Here is a 15,568-nt window from a genome sequence, read left to right on the forward strand (position 1 = left end):
TTTCTTTTTTGTCATAGGATGAATAGTAATGAAATTAACTTTTCGATTTTTCCATATTTATGAATTACTAAGATTTGAAATTAAAATGTACGTTTAAGTTTTAATTAGTATTAATTTTTACAAATCCTTAATTAATTCACTTGGATGAATTTTTAATGCTTGTGCAATTTTAAACAAAGTTCCAATTTTCATTTCCTGTGAACCTTTAATGTATTTTCTTAAATTTTCAACATCCATTTCAGCATCATGAGCAACTTCTCTTGTCTTTAATTCATTGCTGTTAATCACATCTTTAATCTTTACTCCAAGTTCTTTTACTACTTGAGGAATTTCACTTTTTCTTTCTCTTTTCATAGAAATGAAATTACAAGTAATGGATTGTTTTGATAGTATTGTTAAAAATCGATTGTTTACAACCGAAATTTTATATATTTGTTTAAAATTGTAAATTAAATCTTATATAAAATGGAAATGAAAAATGAAGAAAAAAGGGAAGCATTACTAGAATTAATGACGAAATCAAACTATTTTACCAAACTAAAACCAGAGCATAAAAAGGATGATTCGTTTACCATACCGTTAAAAGTATCTTCATATAACGAATTAAACATGATGGTTTCAGATTTGCTTAAAGCCAGTATTATCTTGCTTAATCCAGAAGCCAAAAGTTTTTCCAGTTTTACAAAAGACCAAAATATTAATGTAATGACTTTACTAGAAATCGCGCTGCAACTTTTACCAGAAGAAGAAATGGAATTGTTGGATGATTTGCATAAGGTTTATTTGGAGGGGGATTTTTGAAAAAAACTGCGCAAATGTTCCTAACATTTGCGCAGTTTTTTTATTAGATTTTTTCGAGGAATAAGAACCAAAGAATTTAATTTATTTTAATCCATTGCGCATTTTTTATTTTGATATTAAAATAAAATCAAGTAAGGTTTCTACAAAAAAAAATGAACCAATTTTTTCTTTTGGTTTGGTTTCTTTCATTTTTAGAGATTGTTAGAAAGCAATTTTGATTTATTTTTCAAAAACACTAAAATTATAATAATCAGAATAATAGAAAATTCAACATATATAATCGTTATTGCATTAGCTTTTTGATCACTCAAATGTTTTTTACTCTTTAAAAAAAGAGTATCGTTAAGTATGCTTTTCCAGACGGGTATGATTTTTTTCTTTTTTATTGATACATACTTTAAATCACCGTTTTCGAACATTTTTAAGCGTTCTCTATAAAAAACAGCTAGATGATTTCCTTGATAAATTATTTCTTTTTTAGTTTTTGAATGCAATAAATTACCCTTAATAAAGGTATCAACGGAGCTGCTATTTTTGTCCGAAGATGATTTTTCAGTAAAAGCAGTATCAAGTACAAAAAAATCAGTTTTTAAGTATTTCTCAGGGTTTGATAATGCGGTGTAATTTTGATACGGTTTTTTAATTTGTTCTATAATAGAGCCATTTATAACGCCATGAACTAATTGTGAAATAAAAATAAGTACTGAAAAAAACAGATGTACCAATAAAAAGTATTTAAAATATCGGTACTTTTTAAAAAAGGAATGGTTTTTTAGATTCATTTAGTTTTTTGGTTCTTTTAATTATTTAAAGTCATCTTGTAATGTTCGCAAAGATTGGTTTGTTTTCTGTAAATATACTCCTTGCTGGTGCGAGCGTCTCGCTCGGGCTCGCAAAGTTATTTTTAAAAGTGACTTAGATTGTGTTCACGAGCGAGACGCTCGCGCCAGCGGGGGTGACCGGGAAAAAACAGATTGTTTTTACGAGTGAAAATATTTACTTTTAAAATCATTAAAATGATCTTTGAGCTTTTTCTCTTCAATAGAATCATTAATATTCTGAAATAATGTTTCCCAATTAATGCATTTAAAGTTATTACTATAATTTAAGTTTATAATTTCTTTTGCACTTTCAGCACCTTCTCGAATTTTTTTATTGGCTTCAGGATACACAAATACGACAAAGGAGTTTTCTTCAATATGAATAAGATTTCTGCATATTTGATATTTTTTTAGAAACGCCTCTATAGTTTTAAAATCATCATTTAAAGCATTAACGAATTTTGAATAAACAGTATTAAATTTTTCCTGATGGGAAATATCATTTTTTGCACTCCCGAATTCCGCTTCAGTATATTTAATTTCAAAGAAGAATTTCTTTTCGTTTTGAGTTTCAAAATAGAAGTCAAAACTAGTAGGTCTATAGTTTTTAATTTCACACTTGTCTTTCCCATCTTTCTCAAAGCAAACAGTGCTGTAATTGATTTTTTCATTTTTTATTCCAAGCGAATCTAAAACTAGTTCTAGTTTTCTTTCATGATAAAGTGGATAAAAGAAATTGAAGCACATAGCTTGTGAAGAATTCAAATGAGAAAAATAGATATGAAGTTTATTTGCGTCATATAAATTGCTTTGCAGAATATTTTCTCGATAAATTTGAAGGAAGTTTTTCTCCTGATGTTCTTTTGGAAGTATGTGTTTATAACCGTCTTTTTTTCTATAAACTCCATCACCCAAATCGGGGTATGTTTCTATTTTGTGTTTTTCTAGATGCTTAATAGTTTTTTCTCTATAGTTCATGATTAAAGAAGATTAAAGACTTTTATAAAATTTGATTTTTATGAAAATAGCGTAGCTGTTTAAGGAGCTCTTTGGAGAGCAGGGTTCCTTTTTTAAGCTTCAACAATTGTAACTTCGTAGTCTCCTAATTTTGGAGAATTTGTACCTGTAATTGTTATTGATTTTTTTGATTCATCAAATACAAATAGAGTATTTTTAGAAAATTTAGGATTGAAATCTAAATGATATTTTGTACTTGTTAAGATTCTGCCTTTAAAGTCAATGTCTAATTTAATTGTTGGTTCAAAACCTCCTACAATTAACACTACATCTAGTATTTCCGTTTCAATTTTCCCTTTAGCCGAATAAGTTACTAAACCTTCAAATTTATAACCATCATTTCCAAATTCTGTTTTGTTTTTGATAGCACTTTTAAATTGATTTAGTGCCATAATACTTTTCATTTCTGCATCCATTATTATCTAGTCTGTTTTTTATTGGTAATTATTCGTATAGCGCATTAATCCTACAGGCTAATAATATTAAATCCTGTTATGTACCCGCTAACGATAGCGTCGCGCTCGTGCCTGCATAGTTTGATTGCGTTCACGAGCGAGACGCTCGCGCCAGCGAGGGGACTTTATACTACAGAATTATGTTTTTGGTTCCAAAGTAAATTTTCTTCAAAGAGTATTTCTGCTATCTCCTTACCTAATCTTGTCAAAGATATTTTCTCAGGATGATTTATATCACCTTTTATAGCATCGAAAAAAAATAATTCTTCAATATCTCTGTTAAAACTTTTATCATCCTTCCAATTCTTAATAAATGATTCCCATTTATCTTGATACATGAATAATTGGGAAAGTGCTCTTGAATCTCCAATTTTTTTCTTAAGTCTTTCTTTATCTCTATTTTTTAATATTGTTTCAATTTTAGCCTTCTTATCATTTGGTTGTACATCTCCTAATTCTTTTGATATAAGTTCAGCTGTAACTTTACTTTCTTTTTCAATATTAGTTTTTTGCTTACTTGTTAACTGTTTTTCATTCTCTCCATTATATTTTCTTTCTAGATATTTTGAATAAAAAGTATCTTCTTGCATTTCAGGTCTAAATTTAGTTTGCAAAAGAAAAATACTACATAGAAATAGGGGGACATTAACAACGGAAGAAATTATTAAAAGTCCAGAAGCCCAATCTGGTTTATTAATTTGTGATGCTGCGGTTAAAAAAGCAGTGTTTATCAAGATTAAACCTATTAGCCAAGCGGCTAATAATTGAATAGGCCTAGTTATTTTCTCTGGTTTGATTTGTTTATTCATAATTTATGAAAACTTAATTTAGAAATTTATTTGTTTTTTGTTACCTACATTATGTGATATAAGTTTTTACATTTGTATAAGTTGTTAATATTTTTTAGAATTATTCAGATTGCATTAACGAGCGAGACGCTCGTGCCAGTAAAGAGGTAGTGGAATATTTAGCTTAATTATTAAAGTTGATTTTTTTATAATAAATTTTTTAATCAATTTCTTTTTTATGACAGATATAATAGGCTCTTTGATATAATTCATCATAAGTAAGTATGTCAATATTCTTTAAGCTTTTTCTAAATATTTCAAATGGCGAAAATTTTATTTCGTTTATTTTATCATCTTTTTTAAACTCTTTCAAATTTCCTATAAGTATAAAAGCTTTAGGGTTGTATAGATACAATGTTTCACCTGTCAAATAATCTTCCGAATCTTTAATTTCCGTTTTTGTAGAAATCTCTGTGATTGCCTTCTGAAGTGTTCTTTGGACTTGAGCTATGGCACCGCTTAATTCATCTGAAATTTGCCAAGATTCTTCTCGATATGCATTCTTTACTTTTTTTAGCAAAGGATGAGTGTCTAGTTTTAATTCGCAAAAACAAAGAGAATTAATTGCTCCTTTGGATTTTAATAAAGCATCAATTCTTTTTCCTTTAGAGGTAAAATCTGAACCTGCGGTTATTTGCTCTAGTTTTTTACTGTTAAGTTCAGTGTTAAAAATATAATCCAATCCATAACCTAGAATCCAAGTGTTTTTTTCGAAGAATTTTTGCCAAACAGCTTCGTCTCCTTGATTGATATTTAGTTCTTCTTTTAGAGATAATTTATATTCAGCAAAATAATTTTCTTTATAAAGAAGTTTCTCAAAGATTTCAAGTTGAGCTTTGCGATAACCAAAATTTATGATATCTCTAGTAGTTATATTGTTATTTAAAGCTTCTTGAAGGATTTCTAAATTTTCAGAGATTAATTTCATTGCCTGATTCTTATTAAGAAGCATTTTAGATAATTCTGCATCAGTAACATTAAATGTACTACTGTTTGGGAATTCAACTTCTTTTATGCTTTTTAAAAATTTATAAAGATTTTCAACTTCTTGACCACGAAACGATGCTTCTTTAGGAGCATTTTTTAAAGGACTGTTTTTTAAGTCAAATTGCTGAATTACTAATTTTTCTATAAAACGACTATCATCATGCAGAAAAAGAGCTTTAAGTTGTCGTAGTCCATTTGAAGAGTGTCCTAAAGTTTTTTCATCTTTTAAAAGATATTCATTGTCTTGAAAGTCTAAAATTTTATTAGCAAACTTTTTCATAAAATTAGAGTATGGAGTTTTGAAACTCTTTGAAAAATATGTTTTACCAACTGTACGCTGTGATGCATGATATGCATCTTGATTTAATTCTTCATCCATCTTAAATAAAATAAAATTTTCCTAAATCAATATTAAATTTATCTTCAAAAAAGAAATTTAGATTTAAAGTAAACATCGTCTTAATTTTAGATTTATTACCAAGTAAAAACACCTGATTAATTGTAAAAAGAAGGTTTATTTAATCTCCTTCAACATCGTAAGTAATTCTGGAATTTTACTTACCTGTGATTCTGTCCAGAAATAATGTTCGTTATCTGTAGAGCCATTATCTTTTAAATAAATAGAAATTCTTCGAGAATTTTTTTCAATGTAGAAACTAAAAGTGATCTCTCTTGAATTAAAAATGTATGTTGTAGATTGTTTTCTTTCAGTTTTATCTTTTAGATTTGGAACAACATATTGCTCAATGAATAAAATAAACTCATCAACTTCATTTAAATCGATCCATGAAGATTTGAAATAATTAAAATTACGTCCTGCAATTTGATATAAGACAGTCATATCCATTTGCAACGACTTTATCTTGTTATTTGATTTTAAATCAATTGCTTCAACAGGAAAAAAAGCAACTACTTCGCCAAGTCCGGATTTAAATTCTGCTTTTACATTCCAGTCTTTATTAATCTGTGTTATTTCAGCGTTGTCGATAAACTTTCTTGTTTCAGAGTTTGTTTTTTGAGAATAATTTTTTGTCACTAATGATAGTAACAAAAATGTAAAAAGTAATTTTTTAATTTCCATTTTAATAATTATTGAAGTTATGTATTGTGTCCAAAAATAAAGTCTTAGAACCCAAATACTTTACGGAAAACCGTAAACAGACTAAATAAAATGATTGCCCTAGCCCTGATAGCAGCGGCATCCTTTTTAGGCAAACGAAAAAGATCTTATTAAAACCGTAACCTTCTGCCTAAAAAGATATAGCGGATAGCAGGAAACAGCTCCTAAAACGAACATAATTTCACTAAATAGTCAACTTAAATCCCTCAAAAAATAACCACTAGAAAAATCAATAAAAATTTTGTAATTTTGCAGTCCAATAAAAGGAATTAGAAAATGTTAGATAGACTTCAATATGTAAAGCAGCGTTTTGATGAGATTTCGGATTTGATTATTCAGCCGGATGTTATTGCTGATCAAAAACGTTATGTGCAGCTTAACCAGGAATATAAAAGCATAAAAGCACTGGTTGAAAAGAGAGAAGAATACATTCTTGTTTTAGCAAACATCGACGAAGCAAACGAAATTATTGCAGACGGAAGCGATGCAGATATGGTTGAAATGGCCAAAATGCAATTGGATGAAGCAAAAGAACGTTTGCCGCAACTAGAGGAGGAAATCAAATTTATGTTGATTCCTAAAGATCCTGAAGATGCTAAAAATGTTATGGTGGAGATTCGCGCCGGAACGGGTGGGGATGAAGCGAGTATTTTTGCCGGGGATTTATTCAGAATGTATACTAAATACTGTGAGTCACAAGGATGGAGAACATCTGTTGTGGATATGAACGAAGGTACTTCGGGAGGTTTCAAAGAGGTTATTTTTGAGGTTTCGGGAGAGGATGTTTACGGAACTTTGAAGTTTGAAGCGGGTGTTCACCGTGTACAACGTGTTCCTCAGACAGAAACACAAGGTCGTGTGCATACATCGGCTGCAACGGTAATGGTTTTACCGGAAGCAGAAGAGTTTGATGTGCAGATCGATATGAACGATGTTCGTGTAGATTTCTTCTGTTCATCTGGACCTGGAGGACAATCGGTAAATACTACGAAATCGGCAGTACGTTTAACGCACGTTCCAACAGGATTGGTGGCGCAATGTCAGGATCAGAAATCACAGCATAAAAATAAAGACAAAGCCTTAATCGTATTACGTTCTCGTTTGTACGAAATGGAATTGGCGAAAAAACAGGAAGAAGATGCTACAAAACGTAGTTCTCAGGTTAGTTCCGGAGACCGTTCGGCTAAGATTCGTACGTACAACTACGCACAAGGTCGTGTAACCGATCACCGTGTTGGTTTGACACTTTACGATTTAGGAAACATCATGAATGGTGATATCCAGAAAATTGTTGCCGAGCTTCAGTTGGTTAACAATATGGAGAAATTGAAGGAAGCTTCTGAGGTGTACTAATTGTACAGGTTCAAAGTGACATAGAGACAAAGGTTCAAAGGTTTTTTTTGAACATAATTATATTTAAGCCGAACTTGCGTTCGGCTTTTTTTGTGGAAAAAATGACCAGTTTTTGTAGAGCTTCTGGTGTAATCTTTCCTTCGTCAAGATGATAAAAAAACATACAATTTCTGTATAAATAAAAAGTATTGATTGAAAACATAGCCAGTGGTTTCAACCACTGGAACGCAAAGTATAGTATTCGGGGAGCCATTTTCGAAATCTGATAGAATCTACTATTCCTGTTAGCTATGGGGGCGAAAAACAAAAAAGCCAATCTTTGTAAAGTTTCGAGTGTGATCTTTCCTTCGTCAAGATGACAAAAAACACACAATTTCTGTATAAATGAAAAACATTGATTGAAAACATAGCCAGTGGTTTCAACCACTGGAACGCAAAGTATAATATTTGGGGAGCCATTTTCGAAATCTGATAGAATCTACTATTCCTGTTAGCTATGGGAGCGAAAAACAAAAAAACAATCTTTGTAGAGTTTCGGGTGTAATCTTTCCTTCGTCAAGATGACAAAAACACACACAATTTCTTTATAAATGAAAAGTATTGATTGAAAACATAGCCAGTGGTTTCAACCGCTGGAACGCAAAGTATAATATTTGGGTAGCTATTTTCAAGATCTGATAGAATCTACTATTCCTGTTAGCTATGGGGGTGAAAAACAAAAAAGCTAATCTTTGTAGAGTTTCGAGTGTGATCTTTCCTTCGTCAAGATGACAAAAAACACACAATTTCTTTATAAATAAAAAGTATTGATTGAAAACATAGCCAGTGGTTTCAACCACTGGAACGCAAAGTATAATATTTGGGTAGCTATTTTCAAGATCTGATAGAATCTACTATTCCTGTTAGCTATGGGGCGAAAAACAAAAAAGCCAATCTTTGTAAAGTTTCGAGTGTTATCTTTCCTTCGTCAAGATGACAAAAAACACACAATTTCTTTATAAATAAAAAGTATTGATTGAAAACATAGCCAGTGGTTTCAACCACTGGAACGCAAAGTATAATATTTGGGGAGCCATTTTCGAAATCTGATAGAATCTACTATTCCTGTTGGCTATGGAGGCGAAAAACAAAAAAGCCAATCTTTGTAAAGTTTCGAGTGTAATCTTTCCTTCGTAAAGATGAAAAAACACACACAATTTCTTTATAAATAAAAAGTATTGATTGTAAACATAGCCAGTGGTTTCAACCACTGGAACGCAAAGTATAGTATTCGGGGAGCCATTTTCGAAATCTGATAGAATCTACTATTCCTGTTAGCTATGAGAGCGAAAAACAAAAAGCCAATCTTTGTAGAGTTTCGAGTGTTATCTTTCCTTCGTCAAGATGACAAAATTGGAGAGAAAACTTTGCGCCTTTGCAACTCTGTACCTTTGCGCCTTTTAGAAAAAAGTTATTTTTCTAAGAAATTAATGTAAAGTTTTTAGAAAAAACAGAATTTCAGGAATTCATTCTAATAGGCTTTATCAGGTTTAAATTAAGGACAATACTACAGCAGGTGAGTAAGCGAGTAAGATTTATAAGAGTTTTTAACTAAAACTTAGAACCTTATCATCTTAGTGTCTTAGCAACTAAAAAAAACTTAACGAATCGGTAGATTCGCTAAGTTTTTTTTTAACATTTTTTGTTTCATATTTGTCCTACCAAACCAACCTAATCTAAATTTTATTTATGAAGAAAACTTTACTATTATTTTGCTTCTTTGGAAGCTTTTTTTATGCGCGGTCGCAATCGTATTTTGGATTTCGGGACGACAATTATGCCGGAATTCAGGGTGTACTTTTTAATCCTTCAGCAGTTGTGGATTCTAAATACCGATCTGATGTTACGATTTTTTCTGCCAGTGGGACAGGACAGAACGATTTGTACGGAGTAAACGTTTTAGATGTTTTAGACGGAAATTACAATCTGGATCTTGACGCAAGCAAGAACTTTAAAAGCAATAACAGAGGGAATTTGAACCTGGATGTTATGGGACCTTCGTTTACGCTTAACATTACACCTGTACACAGTATCGCACTTTTTACACGTGTGCGAAGCGTGACCAACATGGTCGGTGTAAATGGTGAACTTGTAGATGAGGTAAATAAAGATCTAGACGTTTCAAACAGCTTTTTAATTTCGGGAGGTAATCCGAACGGGGTTACGAATTCGTGGGCAGAAATTGGCGCTTCTTACGGAACTGTTTTATTTGATCGTGACGACCATTTTGTAAAAGGTGGAATTACCCTGAAGTATTTAATGGCAGGTGCAAACGGTTATATCAATGGAAATGATATTAGTGTTGCTTTTAACAGAAATGCTGCTAATCCTGAATTGAGCGAATATTATTCAACAGGAACTTTAAGAACTGCTGCAAGTTATGATTACGAAAACGGAGATAAGATGAAGTTCGATCCTTCTTCGGCAGGAGTAGGAGTAGATTTAGGTTTTACTTACGAGTATCGTACGAACTGTCATACTTGTATTGGAAACCGTTATAAATTTAAAGTAGCAGCTTCGATAACTGATATCGGAAGTCTGAATTATAATAACGTTATTGAAAACACTTATAACTTAACGGGAAGAGTAACGCAGGAAGATGTTAAAGATGCGGAAGATATTTTCGAGTTTTTTGATGCCAATTATACCAAAACATCATCAAAAAAAGCGGTTAAAGCGAATCTGCCAACTGCTTTACACGCTGCTTTTGACTGGAATATCGACAATAGATTTTACCTGAATTTAAGCGGCGATTTTAGCCTGGTTAATGCTAATAAAGTAAACGGAACTACAATTGCGAATTCGGTGACGTTTACGCCAAGATATGAAACAAGACAATTCAGTTTTTATCTTCCGGTAACGTATATGGAATACAGCGGTACACAGGTAGGAACAGGTTTTAGAGCGGGTCCAATCTTTATAGGTTCAGGATCTTTGGTTTCGAATTTGTTTTCAAACAGTTCCAAAGCAGCGAATGTGTATGTTGGTTTGAAATTGCCGATTTATCAAAATTACAACTAAGGTGCTGAGATGCTAAGATGCTATCCCGATAGCTATCGGGACTAAGTTTTTAGCTGTTCGAAATTTTGTAATACAAAAACGGTCTGTTTCACTTGTGAAACAGACCGTTTTATTTAAAGGCTGAAATTGTATTCTACTATTTTAATGAGTCTTTTTTCGTAAACTTCTACTTATCGAAGTAAAAAACTTAGAATCTCAGAATCTCAGAATCTTAGCATCTCAGTACCTTTAAAAAAAATATATTGATGATCTTGTCTTCATTAACCGCTTTCCCCAAAAAGCGTATAATGAAATTTAGATACCTAGAAATACTCTTGTGTATTCAAAACATTTATATAGATTCGAGTAAACGTATACACCATTTTTTACTATTATATTGTTTAACTTTTCCATAATACATAAATTTAGTTAGACCAACTTACTCTTGTGATGTTTAATATTGTGATGAATCTTCTTCTTCAGAATCTTCATTTGAAGTTTCGTTTTGTGGCTTAGAAACCAAATTGGTAACGATAAGCTGGACAATTGAGCCTAAGATGCCTTTAAACATAGAATCACCTTTTCCGACTATGAATCTTTTAGCCAGATAGCCAATTCCGATACTAATGGCAGATTGTGCTAAGTGACTTTTAAAACCAACTGTTTCATTAATTTCTTCGACTGTGTTTCGGATTAAATTGATTGGCTTTAAATTTTCTTTAAGATCGTCAATATGATCTTTTATAGCGCACCATTCTGTGTCCTGACGAACTTCTAATTCCTGAATTTTTTGATTTAATTGATCAATAGTGTTTATAGCCTCCATAGGTTAGAATTTTGTATTAACGAATTAAATCTCAGTTCTTAGTCTCTTTCAAAATACTTGAAATAATGGTATTTCCAATTGGTGTTTTTATTATTTTATGATGTGACTTGACCACTATCACGGCAAGGATCAGATAGAACAATGCCATAACAAAAAAGCCATAGTAATACTCTCCAAGTTGTTGTCCAATCCATAAACTAATCCCTATATTAAGGAACAAGGTAAAAAATGCAACAACAATTCCGATTGCGATCTTAGATGCCAGCGATGAAACACCGTCAGCCACTGAACATACTGTTTTTAGTTTTAATAATTCTAAACTAGTTTTAGCATAGTTTTCAGCTTTTTCGTAAAGATTAAGATCTTGATTTGTTGTTGCATTTGGTTCCATGATATAGGGTTTTATGGTTTGAAAAGTTCACTAATTGATTAGCCTTTTTAGTAGTTTGATTTTACTGCTTTAGCATCGTCTTTTAGTGTGTTAAAATCATCTTTAACTTGAGCTAGTTTAGATTTTCCTTCTTCGATAATATCTTTACCGTTTGAAGAAATAGTACTTACAATCCCGTCAAATTTTGTTTTAATATTATCTCCGTAATCTTTCGATTTATCTTTGATTTTTTTTCTTGTGTTTGAACCTTTATCCGGTGCGAATAAAACTCCTATTGCTGCTCCCGCCGCTGCGGCTCCTAAAATTCCTAAAATTGTTGTGCTAGTTTTCATAATAATAAATTTTAAATTGGATTAATATTGATAATTTGTTGATTTAAAGTTTTTAAATTTCCCGACCTTTAATAAGTCTAAGAAGAATTGCAATAATTGCGATTACTAACAGTATATGGATAATGCTTCCGAAACTGTAAACAAAGAACCCTAAAGCCCAAAGTATAACCAGAATCACTGCGATTGTATATAATAAATTAGACATGGTTTTTTATTTTAGAGGTTAATAATTAATTTTCTTTTTCTAGTTTAACTTATACGAAAGGTATAAAGTCAGGTTGCTGTTTTTAGCATCGGGAATTGTGTAAGTTGTTCCTGCAACTGTTCTTTCTTTTCCAACAGTTGTTAAACCGTAATTGTAACGAACTCCAATACTGATCGGGTCAAAATCAACTCCAACACCTGCTGCAATACCTGCATCAAATTTTGCAAGGTCGTCTCTGTCTATTTCCTGATCAAAATCGAAAGATCCGTCTCCTGTAATTTTAGAGCTTACTAAGTACGATGCATAACCACCAGCGTGAATATTAAAGTTCTTAGTTACATTTACTCTTACTAGTAACGGAACTTCAATATAGTTCAATTTGAATTTTGTGCTTCCGCTTGCAAAAGCATTATTGTATTCAAATTCAGCTCCTTTTGTAGTAAACAAAAGCTCTGGCTGTATGGCTACGAAATCTGAAATAGGAAGTGTAGCATAAAGTCCGGCGTTAAAACCATATAAAATGTTGTTGTCATCTACATCGTCACCACTACCATACAGGTTCGACATGTTGAATCCTCCTTTTACACCGAATTCGGTATTTACATTATTGTCCTGAGCGTGCAGTGTTCCAAATGTTGCTGCTAAAAAAAGTGTTAAGGCGCATAAAAAATTGGCTTGTAATTTCATAGTAAAAAATTTAGTTAATAGATAGATAATAGGCTTTTATACATTTTGTTTTCTTATTCTTTCGGTTTCCCGTAATAGTTTATATTGTTCAGGCAGATATCTCAGGACCAGTTCCAGAATTTGTTTATCGTTTGTTTCTCTCGAAATGGTTTCAAATAATTCAATCTGGTCGCTTAAAGCATCTTTCATGGCGTTTAAATAGATATCGTTAAATTCGTTGCCTTTTGCATCAACGAGATTGTAAAGATCTCTTTTGTGTGTGGCGTTTATTTCAGTAATGACAATGAGCTTCATGGTGGCCATTTTTGATATTTCATTCAAAACTAAATTCTCCTGGAATTCAATTCTTTTCCCCAATTCCTGAATGATAACATCTGAACTTTTTTGTTGTGCAATTTGACTTTTAGAAATAATGGATTTACTCGCATTTGCCGTCGAAATAAAGAAGTAGGTTTCTGTCTCTTCTCTTTCTGTTATTGCAAAAGCCTGATTTTTTAAAGAGTTCTCTATCGGATTAATTTTTCTGCAGGAAGTGCTGCATACTACTAATACGAATACAAAAAAGACTTTAAATGTCGAAGCTTTTAAAGGGGGAATTGCTTTCATTATTATTTCCTCAAGTATTACATTACAAAGATGCTAACGAATGAAAGATTTTGCTTTACAGCATAAAAACCAAACGTTATATAATTCCCATAATGCAATTATTTAAGTTGTTTATCCTTTTAAAATCAATGGTTTATGTGATTTTTGGTAAAAGCAAAAAAAAAGAAATTACAGCTTTTGCTATAATTTCTTTTTTTGATCTTATAAAATGGAGAGATTTTTTTTTCTTACAATAATTGAAAAGCTGTTCTGTCTTTACAATTAAAATTTAAGGATTAAATGGAAATTTCTAATCGGGAAGAAATACTGTAAATTCAGAACCTTTTCCCAGAGTACTATCGGCAATAATATGGCCTTTGTGATTTTCGACAATTTTTTTACAAATTGCTAAGCCAATTCCGGTTCCGGGATAATCTGTTTTAGAATGTAACCTCTGAAAAAGAATAAAAATAGTTTCTTTAAACTGCGGGTCAAATCCCATTCCGTTATCATTAAAAGTTATTTTATGAAATTTCTTTATGGACTGTTCCAGTATTTCAGGGTAATCTACAGAGTTTACTTTTTCGCTTGTAATCGAAATTTCAGGATCAACTCCGGGACGGCTGTATTTTAGTGAATTTCCAATTAAATTAATAAACAGCTGTTCGATCTGATACGGAATAACCGAAAGTTTGGGAAGCTTATTGGTTTTAATAACCGCTTTCTTTTCTTCAATAATTTCAGCCAGTTCTGATTCGGCATTATCTAAAAGCTCGTTCAGGTTTATTTTTAAAAATTCTTTTTTAGTAGTATTTGTTCTGGAGAATAAAAGAAGATCATCAATTAAGACACGCATTCTTTTTGCCGAACTTTCGATTTTACTGATGTAATTTTTAGCACTCTCAGACATGACAGCTTTATCAGCATCTGAAACGCGGGAAATAAAAGTCTGTATTTTTCTAAGTGGTTCCTGTAAATCATGGCTGGCAACATGGTTGAAAGAAGCCAGTTCTTTATTGCTTTTTTCGAGTTCTTTATTTCGTTCCTGAAGTTCTATATTTAATAAGTGCTCGTCTGTGATGTCAAAATTAATTCCCAGTAAAATTTTGCTTCCCTGTTGGTCGGTTACAATTTTACCGGTTGTTTTAAAATAACGGATTTCATAATTCGGACGAACAATTTTATAATAGATAAACGGAAGATTTTTTCTTTCTACAATTCCGTCCATATAATTAGCAAAAGCTTCCTTATCATCGTGATGAACGAATTTTAAAAGTGTTGCTTTATTAGGTACAAAAGAATTGGGTTCGTGTCCAAGAAGACGGTATTGATTGTCTGAATAGTCAATCTTATCGGTATCCAGATCCCATTGCCAGGTACTGAAATTACCAATATTTTCAGATTCGGCAATTAATCCGGTAGAAATTAAAAGTCTTTTATTAAAGATTTTAAGACGTTCAAAATCACGGCTGATTTGTCTGTACGCCAGTAAAATAAAACACAAAGCCACTAAGAATAAGGAAATAGAAAAAAGCGGACTTAAAGAAATTTCAGAATCATAAATTTTAAGTCTGGTTTTTAGAAAGGTCTTTTCAATATCATTCATTTCATCCACCTTAAAACGGATATTTTCCATTAAGATTCGTCCGCCAAACATATGATTGTCCAGTTTTCTTTTGTCGTACGTTTTAGGATCGCTGTATTTTAGACAGTTTTCAAAAGAAACAAAACGCTGGGTAATGAGTTTGAATAAATTTTGAAGGTTTTTTTGCTGCTGTGGATTATCGGCAGTTAGCTTTTTTAAAGTAATAAACGATGTATTTACTTTATCTCTCGAATAAATGTAAGGGGTTAAAAAACGGGCATTACGAGTAATAATATAGCCTCGCTGGCCCGTTTCTGCATCTTTAATAGCCGACATTAATCGTTCGAGCTGGATGTTTATTTCGTAGGTATGCATAACCAGTTTACTCGATTCATTCAAGTCCTGATTATGCTTGTAAGCAATTGAAGAAAGAAATAACAGAATGAAAACTGCGATTACAAAAATAACTCTCAATGAGTTTGAAGAATTAAAATTTGGTATCCACTTCATTGGTGT

17 protein-coding genes are annotated in these 15,568 nt (G+C 31.7%); 3 read left to right on the forward strand and 14 right to left on the reverse strand.

All coding sequences use genetic code 11. The annotated features are described in order from the left end of the window. Nucleotides 1-117: 117 nt before the first annotated feature. Nucleotides 118-354 (reverse strand): helix-turn-helix domain-containing protein, encoded by a 237-nt coding sequence (locus ACFS3A_RS01910; protein ID WP_379823607.1) that lies wholly within the window; start codon nucleotides 352-354, stop codon nucleotides 118-120. A 111-nt stretch (nucleotides 355-465) separates the two neighbouring features. On the opposite strand from ACFS3A_RS01910, the gene ACFS3A_RS01915 reads away from it, so the two are divergent. Further along, nucleotides 466-801: a hypothetical protein gene (locus ACFS3A_RS01915; RefSeq protein ID WP_379823608.1), complete on the forward strand. Its 336-nt coding sequence runs from the start codon at nucleotides 466-468 to the stop codon at nucleotides 799-801. A gap of 191 nt (nucleotides 802-992) precedes the next feature. Here ACFS3A_RS01915 and ACFS3A_RS01920 read toward each other — a convergent pair whose 3' ends face one another. The 6 genes from ACFS3A_RS01920 to ACFS3A_RS01945 all read right to left on the reverse strand — a co-directional run bounded on the left by ACFS3A_RS01920 (nucleotide 993) and on the right by ACFS3A_RS01945 (nucleotide 6,010). Then, nucleotides 993-1,583, reverse strand: a complete 591-nt coding sequence (locus ACFS3A_RS01920) for a hypothetical protein (protein ID WP_379823609.1) — start codon at nucleotides 1,581-1,583, stop codon at nucleotides 993-995. 198 nt (nucleotides 1,584-1,781) lie between these two features. Then, the gene (locus ACFS3A_RS01925) at nucleotides 1,782-2,600 is read right to left on the reverse strand and encodes a PGN_0703 family putative restriction endonuclease (protein WP_379823610.1); all 819 of its coding nucleotides are present in this window, start codon (nucleotides 2,598-2,600) and stop codon (nucleotides 1,782-1,784) included. A gap of 92 nt (nucleotides 2,601-2,692) precedes the next feature. After that, a complete protein-coding gene (locus ACFS3A_RS01930) occupies nucleotides 2,693-3,031 on the reverse strand; it encodes a hypothetical protein (protein WP_379823611.1) in 339 nt (112 codons plus the stop codon). 188 nt (nucleotides 3,032-3,219) lie between these two features. Next, the gene (locus ACFS3A_RS01935) at nucleotides 3,220-3,903 is read right to left on the reverse strand and encodes a hypothetical protein (protein ID WP_379823612.1); all 684 of its coding nucleotides are present in this window, start codon (nucleotides 3,901-3,903) and stop codon (nucleotides 3,220-3,222) included. 199 nt (nucleotides 3,904-4,102) lie between these two features. Next, entirely contained in the window at nucleotides 4,103-5,308 is a 1,206-nt protein-coding gene (locus ACFS3A_RS01940; protein ID WP_379823613.1) for a Shedu immune nuclease family protein, read from the reverse strand. Nucleotides 5,309-5,443: 135 nt separating this feature from the next. Beyond that, complete coding sequence (locus ACFS3A_RS01945) at nucleotides 5,444-6,010, reverse strand: hypothetical protein (RefSeq protein ID WP_379823614.1); 567 nt, start codon at nucleotides 6,008-6,010, stop codon at nucleotides 5,444-5,446. Between the two features lie 315 nt (nucleotides 6,011-6,325). On the opposite strand from ACFS3A_RS01945, the gene prfA reads away from it, so the two are divergent. Continuing rightward, nucleotides 6,326-7,402, forward strand: coding sequence for a peptide chain release factor 1 (prfA, locus tag ACFS3A_RS01950; protein WP_379823615.1), 1,077 nt, complete (start codon nucleotides 6,326-6,328; stop codon nucleotides 7,400-7,402). 1,728 nt (nucleotides 7,403-9,130) lie between these two features. Beyond that, nucleotides 9,131-10,462 carry a DUF5723 family protein gene (locus tag ACFS3A_RS01955; protein WP_379823616.1) on the forward strand — a complete coding sequence of 444 codons (1,332 nt, stop codon included), beginning with the start codon at nucleotides 9,131-9,133 and terminating at the stop codon, nucleotides 10,460-10,462. A 433-nt stretch (nucleotides 10,463-10,895) separates the two neighbouring features. On the opposite strand, the gene ACFS3A_RS01960 is transcribed toward ACFS3A_RS01955, so the two are convergent. The 7 genes from ACFS3A_RS01960 to ACFS3A_RS01990 form a co-directional block, all read right to left on the reverse strand. Next, nucleotides 10,896-11,267: a hypothetical protein gene (locus tag ACFS3A_RS01960; protein ID WP_379823618.1), complete on the reverse strand. Its 372-nt coding sequence runs from the start codon at nucleotides 11,265-11,267 to the stop codon at nucleotides 10,896-10,898. Between the two features lie 31 nt (nucleotides 11,268-11,298). Beyond that, complete coding sequence (locus tag ACFS3A_RS01965; RefSeq protein ID WP_379823619.1) at nucleotides 11,299-11,658, reverse strand: hypothetical protein; 360 nt, start codon at nucleotides 11,656-11,658, stop codon at nucleotides 11,299-11,301. Nucleotides 11,659-11,705: 47 nt separating this feature from the next. Then, entirely contained in the window at nucleotides 11,706-11,990 is a 285-nt protein-coding gene (locus tag ACFS3A_RS01970) for a YtxH domain-containing protein (protein WP_379823621.1), read from the reverse strand. 52 nt (nucleotides 11,991-12,042) lie between these two features. Next, nucleotides 12,043-12,195: a lmo0937 family membrane protein gene (locus ACFS3A_RS01975; protein ID WP_143102046.1), complete on the reverse strand. Its 153-nt coding sequence runs from the start codon at nucleotides 12,193-12,195 to the stop codon at nucleotides 12,043-12,045. A gap of 39 nt (nucleotides 12,196-12,234) precedes the next feature. Then, nucleotides 12,235-12,882: a porin family protein gene (locus ACFS3A_RS01980; protein ID WP_379823622.1), complete on the reverse strand. Its 648-nt coding sequence runs from the start codon at nucleotides 12,880-12,882 to the stop codon at nucleotides 12,235-12,237. A gap of 36 nt (nucleotides 12,883-12,918) precedes the next feature. Then, entirely contained in the window at nucleotides 12,919-13,488 is a 570-nt protein-coding gene (locus ACFS3A_RS01985; RefSeq protein ID WP_379823624.1) for a DUF4142 domain-containing protein, read from the reverse strand. Nucleotides 13,489-13,777: 289 nt separating this feature from the next. After that, the gene (locus ACFS3A_RS01990; RefSeq protein WP_379823625.1) at nucleotides 13,778-15,562 is read right to left on the reverse strand and encodes a sensor histidine kinase; all 1,785 of its coding nucleotides are present in this window, start codon (nucleotides 15,560-15,562) and stop codon (nucleotides 13,778-13,780) included. Nucleotides 15,563-15,568 lie beyond the last annotated feature (6 nt).

This window comes from Flavobacterium notoginsengisoli (assembly GCF_042686225.1).
GTDB classification, from domain to species: Bacteria; Bacteroidota; Bacteroidia; order Flavobacteriales; family Flavobacteriaceae; genus Flavobacterium; species Flavobacterium notoginsengisoli.

Coding starts and splice junctions, on each gene's coding strand:
- ACFS3A_RS01910 (WP_379823607.1), bottom strand. CDS start 354: ATGAAAAGAGAAAGAAAAAGTGAAATTCCTCAAGTAGTAAAAGAACTT.
- ACFS3A_RS01915 (WP_379823608.1), top strand. CDS start 466: ATGGAAATGAAAAATGAAGAAAAAAGGGAAGCATTACTAGAATTAATG.
- ACFS3A_RS01920 (WP_379823609.1), bottom strand. CDS start 1,583: ATGAATCTAAAAAACCATTCCTTTTTTAAAAAGTACCGATATTTTAAA.
- ACFS3A_RS01925 (WP_379823610.1), bottom strand. CDS start 2,600: ATGAACTATAGAGAAAAAACTATTAAGCATCTAGAAAAACACAAAATA.
- ACFS3A_RS01930 (WP_379823611.1), bottom strand. CDS start 3,031: ATGGCACTAAATCAATTTAAAAGTGCTATCAAAAACAAAACAGAATTT.
- ACFS3A_RS01935 (WP_379823612.1), bottom strand. CDS start 3,903: ATGAATAAACAAATCAAACCAGAGAAAATAACTAGGCCTATTCAATTA.
- ACFS3A_RS01940 (WP_379823613.1), bottom strand. CDS start 5,308: ATGGATGAAGAATTAAATCAAGATGCATATCATGCATCACAGCGTACA.
- ACFS3A_RS01945 (WP_379823614.1), bottom strand. CDS start 6,010: ATGGAAATTAAAAAATTACTTTTTACATTTTTGTTACTATCATTAGTG.
- prfA (WP_379823615.1), top strand. CDS start 6,326: ATGTTAGATAGACTTCAATATGTAAAGCAGCGTTTTGATGAGATTTCG.
- ACFS3A_RS01955 (WP_379823616.1), top strand. CDS start 9,131: ATGAAGAAAACTTTACTATTATTTTGCTTCTTTGGAAGCTTTTTTTAT.
- ACFS3A_RS01960 (WP_379823618.1), bottom strand. CDS start 11,267: ATGGAGGCTATAAACACTATTGATCAATTAAATCAAAAAATTCAGGAA.
- ACFS3A_RS01965 (WP_379823619.1), bottom strand. CDS start 11,658: ATGGAACCAAATGCAACAACAAATCAAGATCTTAATCTTTACGAAAAA.
- ACFS3A_RS01970 (WP_379823621.1), bottom strand. CDS start 11,990: ATGAAAACTAGCACAACAATTTTAGGAATTTTAGGAGCCGCAGCGGCG.
- ACFS3A_RS01975 (WP_143102046.1), bottom strand. CDS start 12,195: ATGTCTAATTTATTATATACAATCGCAGTGATTCTGGTTATACTTTGG.
- ACFS3A_RS01980 (WP_379823622.1), bottom strand. CDS start 12,882: ATGAAATTACAAGCCAATTTTTTATGCGCCTTAACACTTTTTTTAGCA.
- ACFS3A_RS01985 (WP_379823624.1), bottom strand. CDS start 13,488: ATGAAAGCAATTCCCCCTTTAAAAGCTTCGACATTTAAAGTCTTTTTT.
- ACFS3A_RS01990 (WP_379823625.1), bottom strand. CDS start 15,562: ATGAAGTGGATACCAAATTTTAATTCTTCAAACTCATTGAGAGTTATT.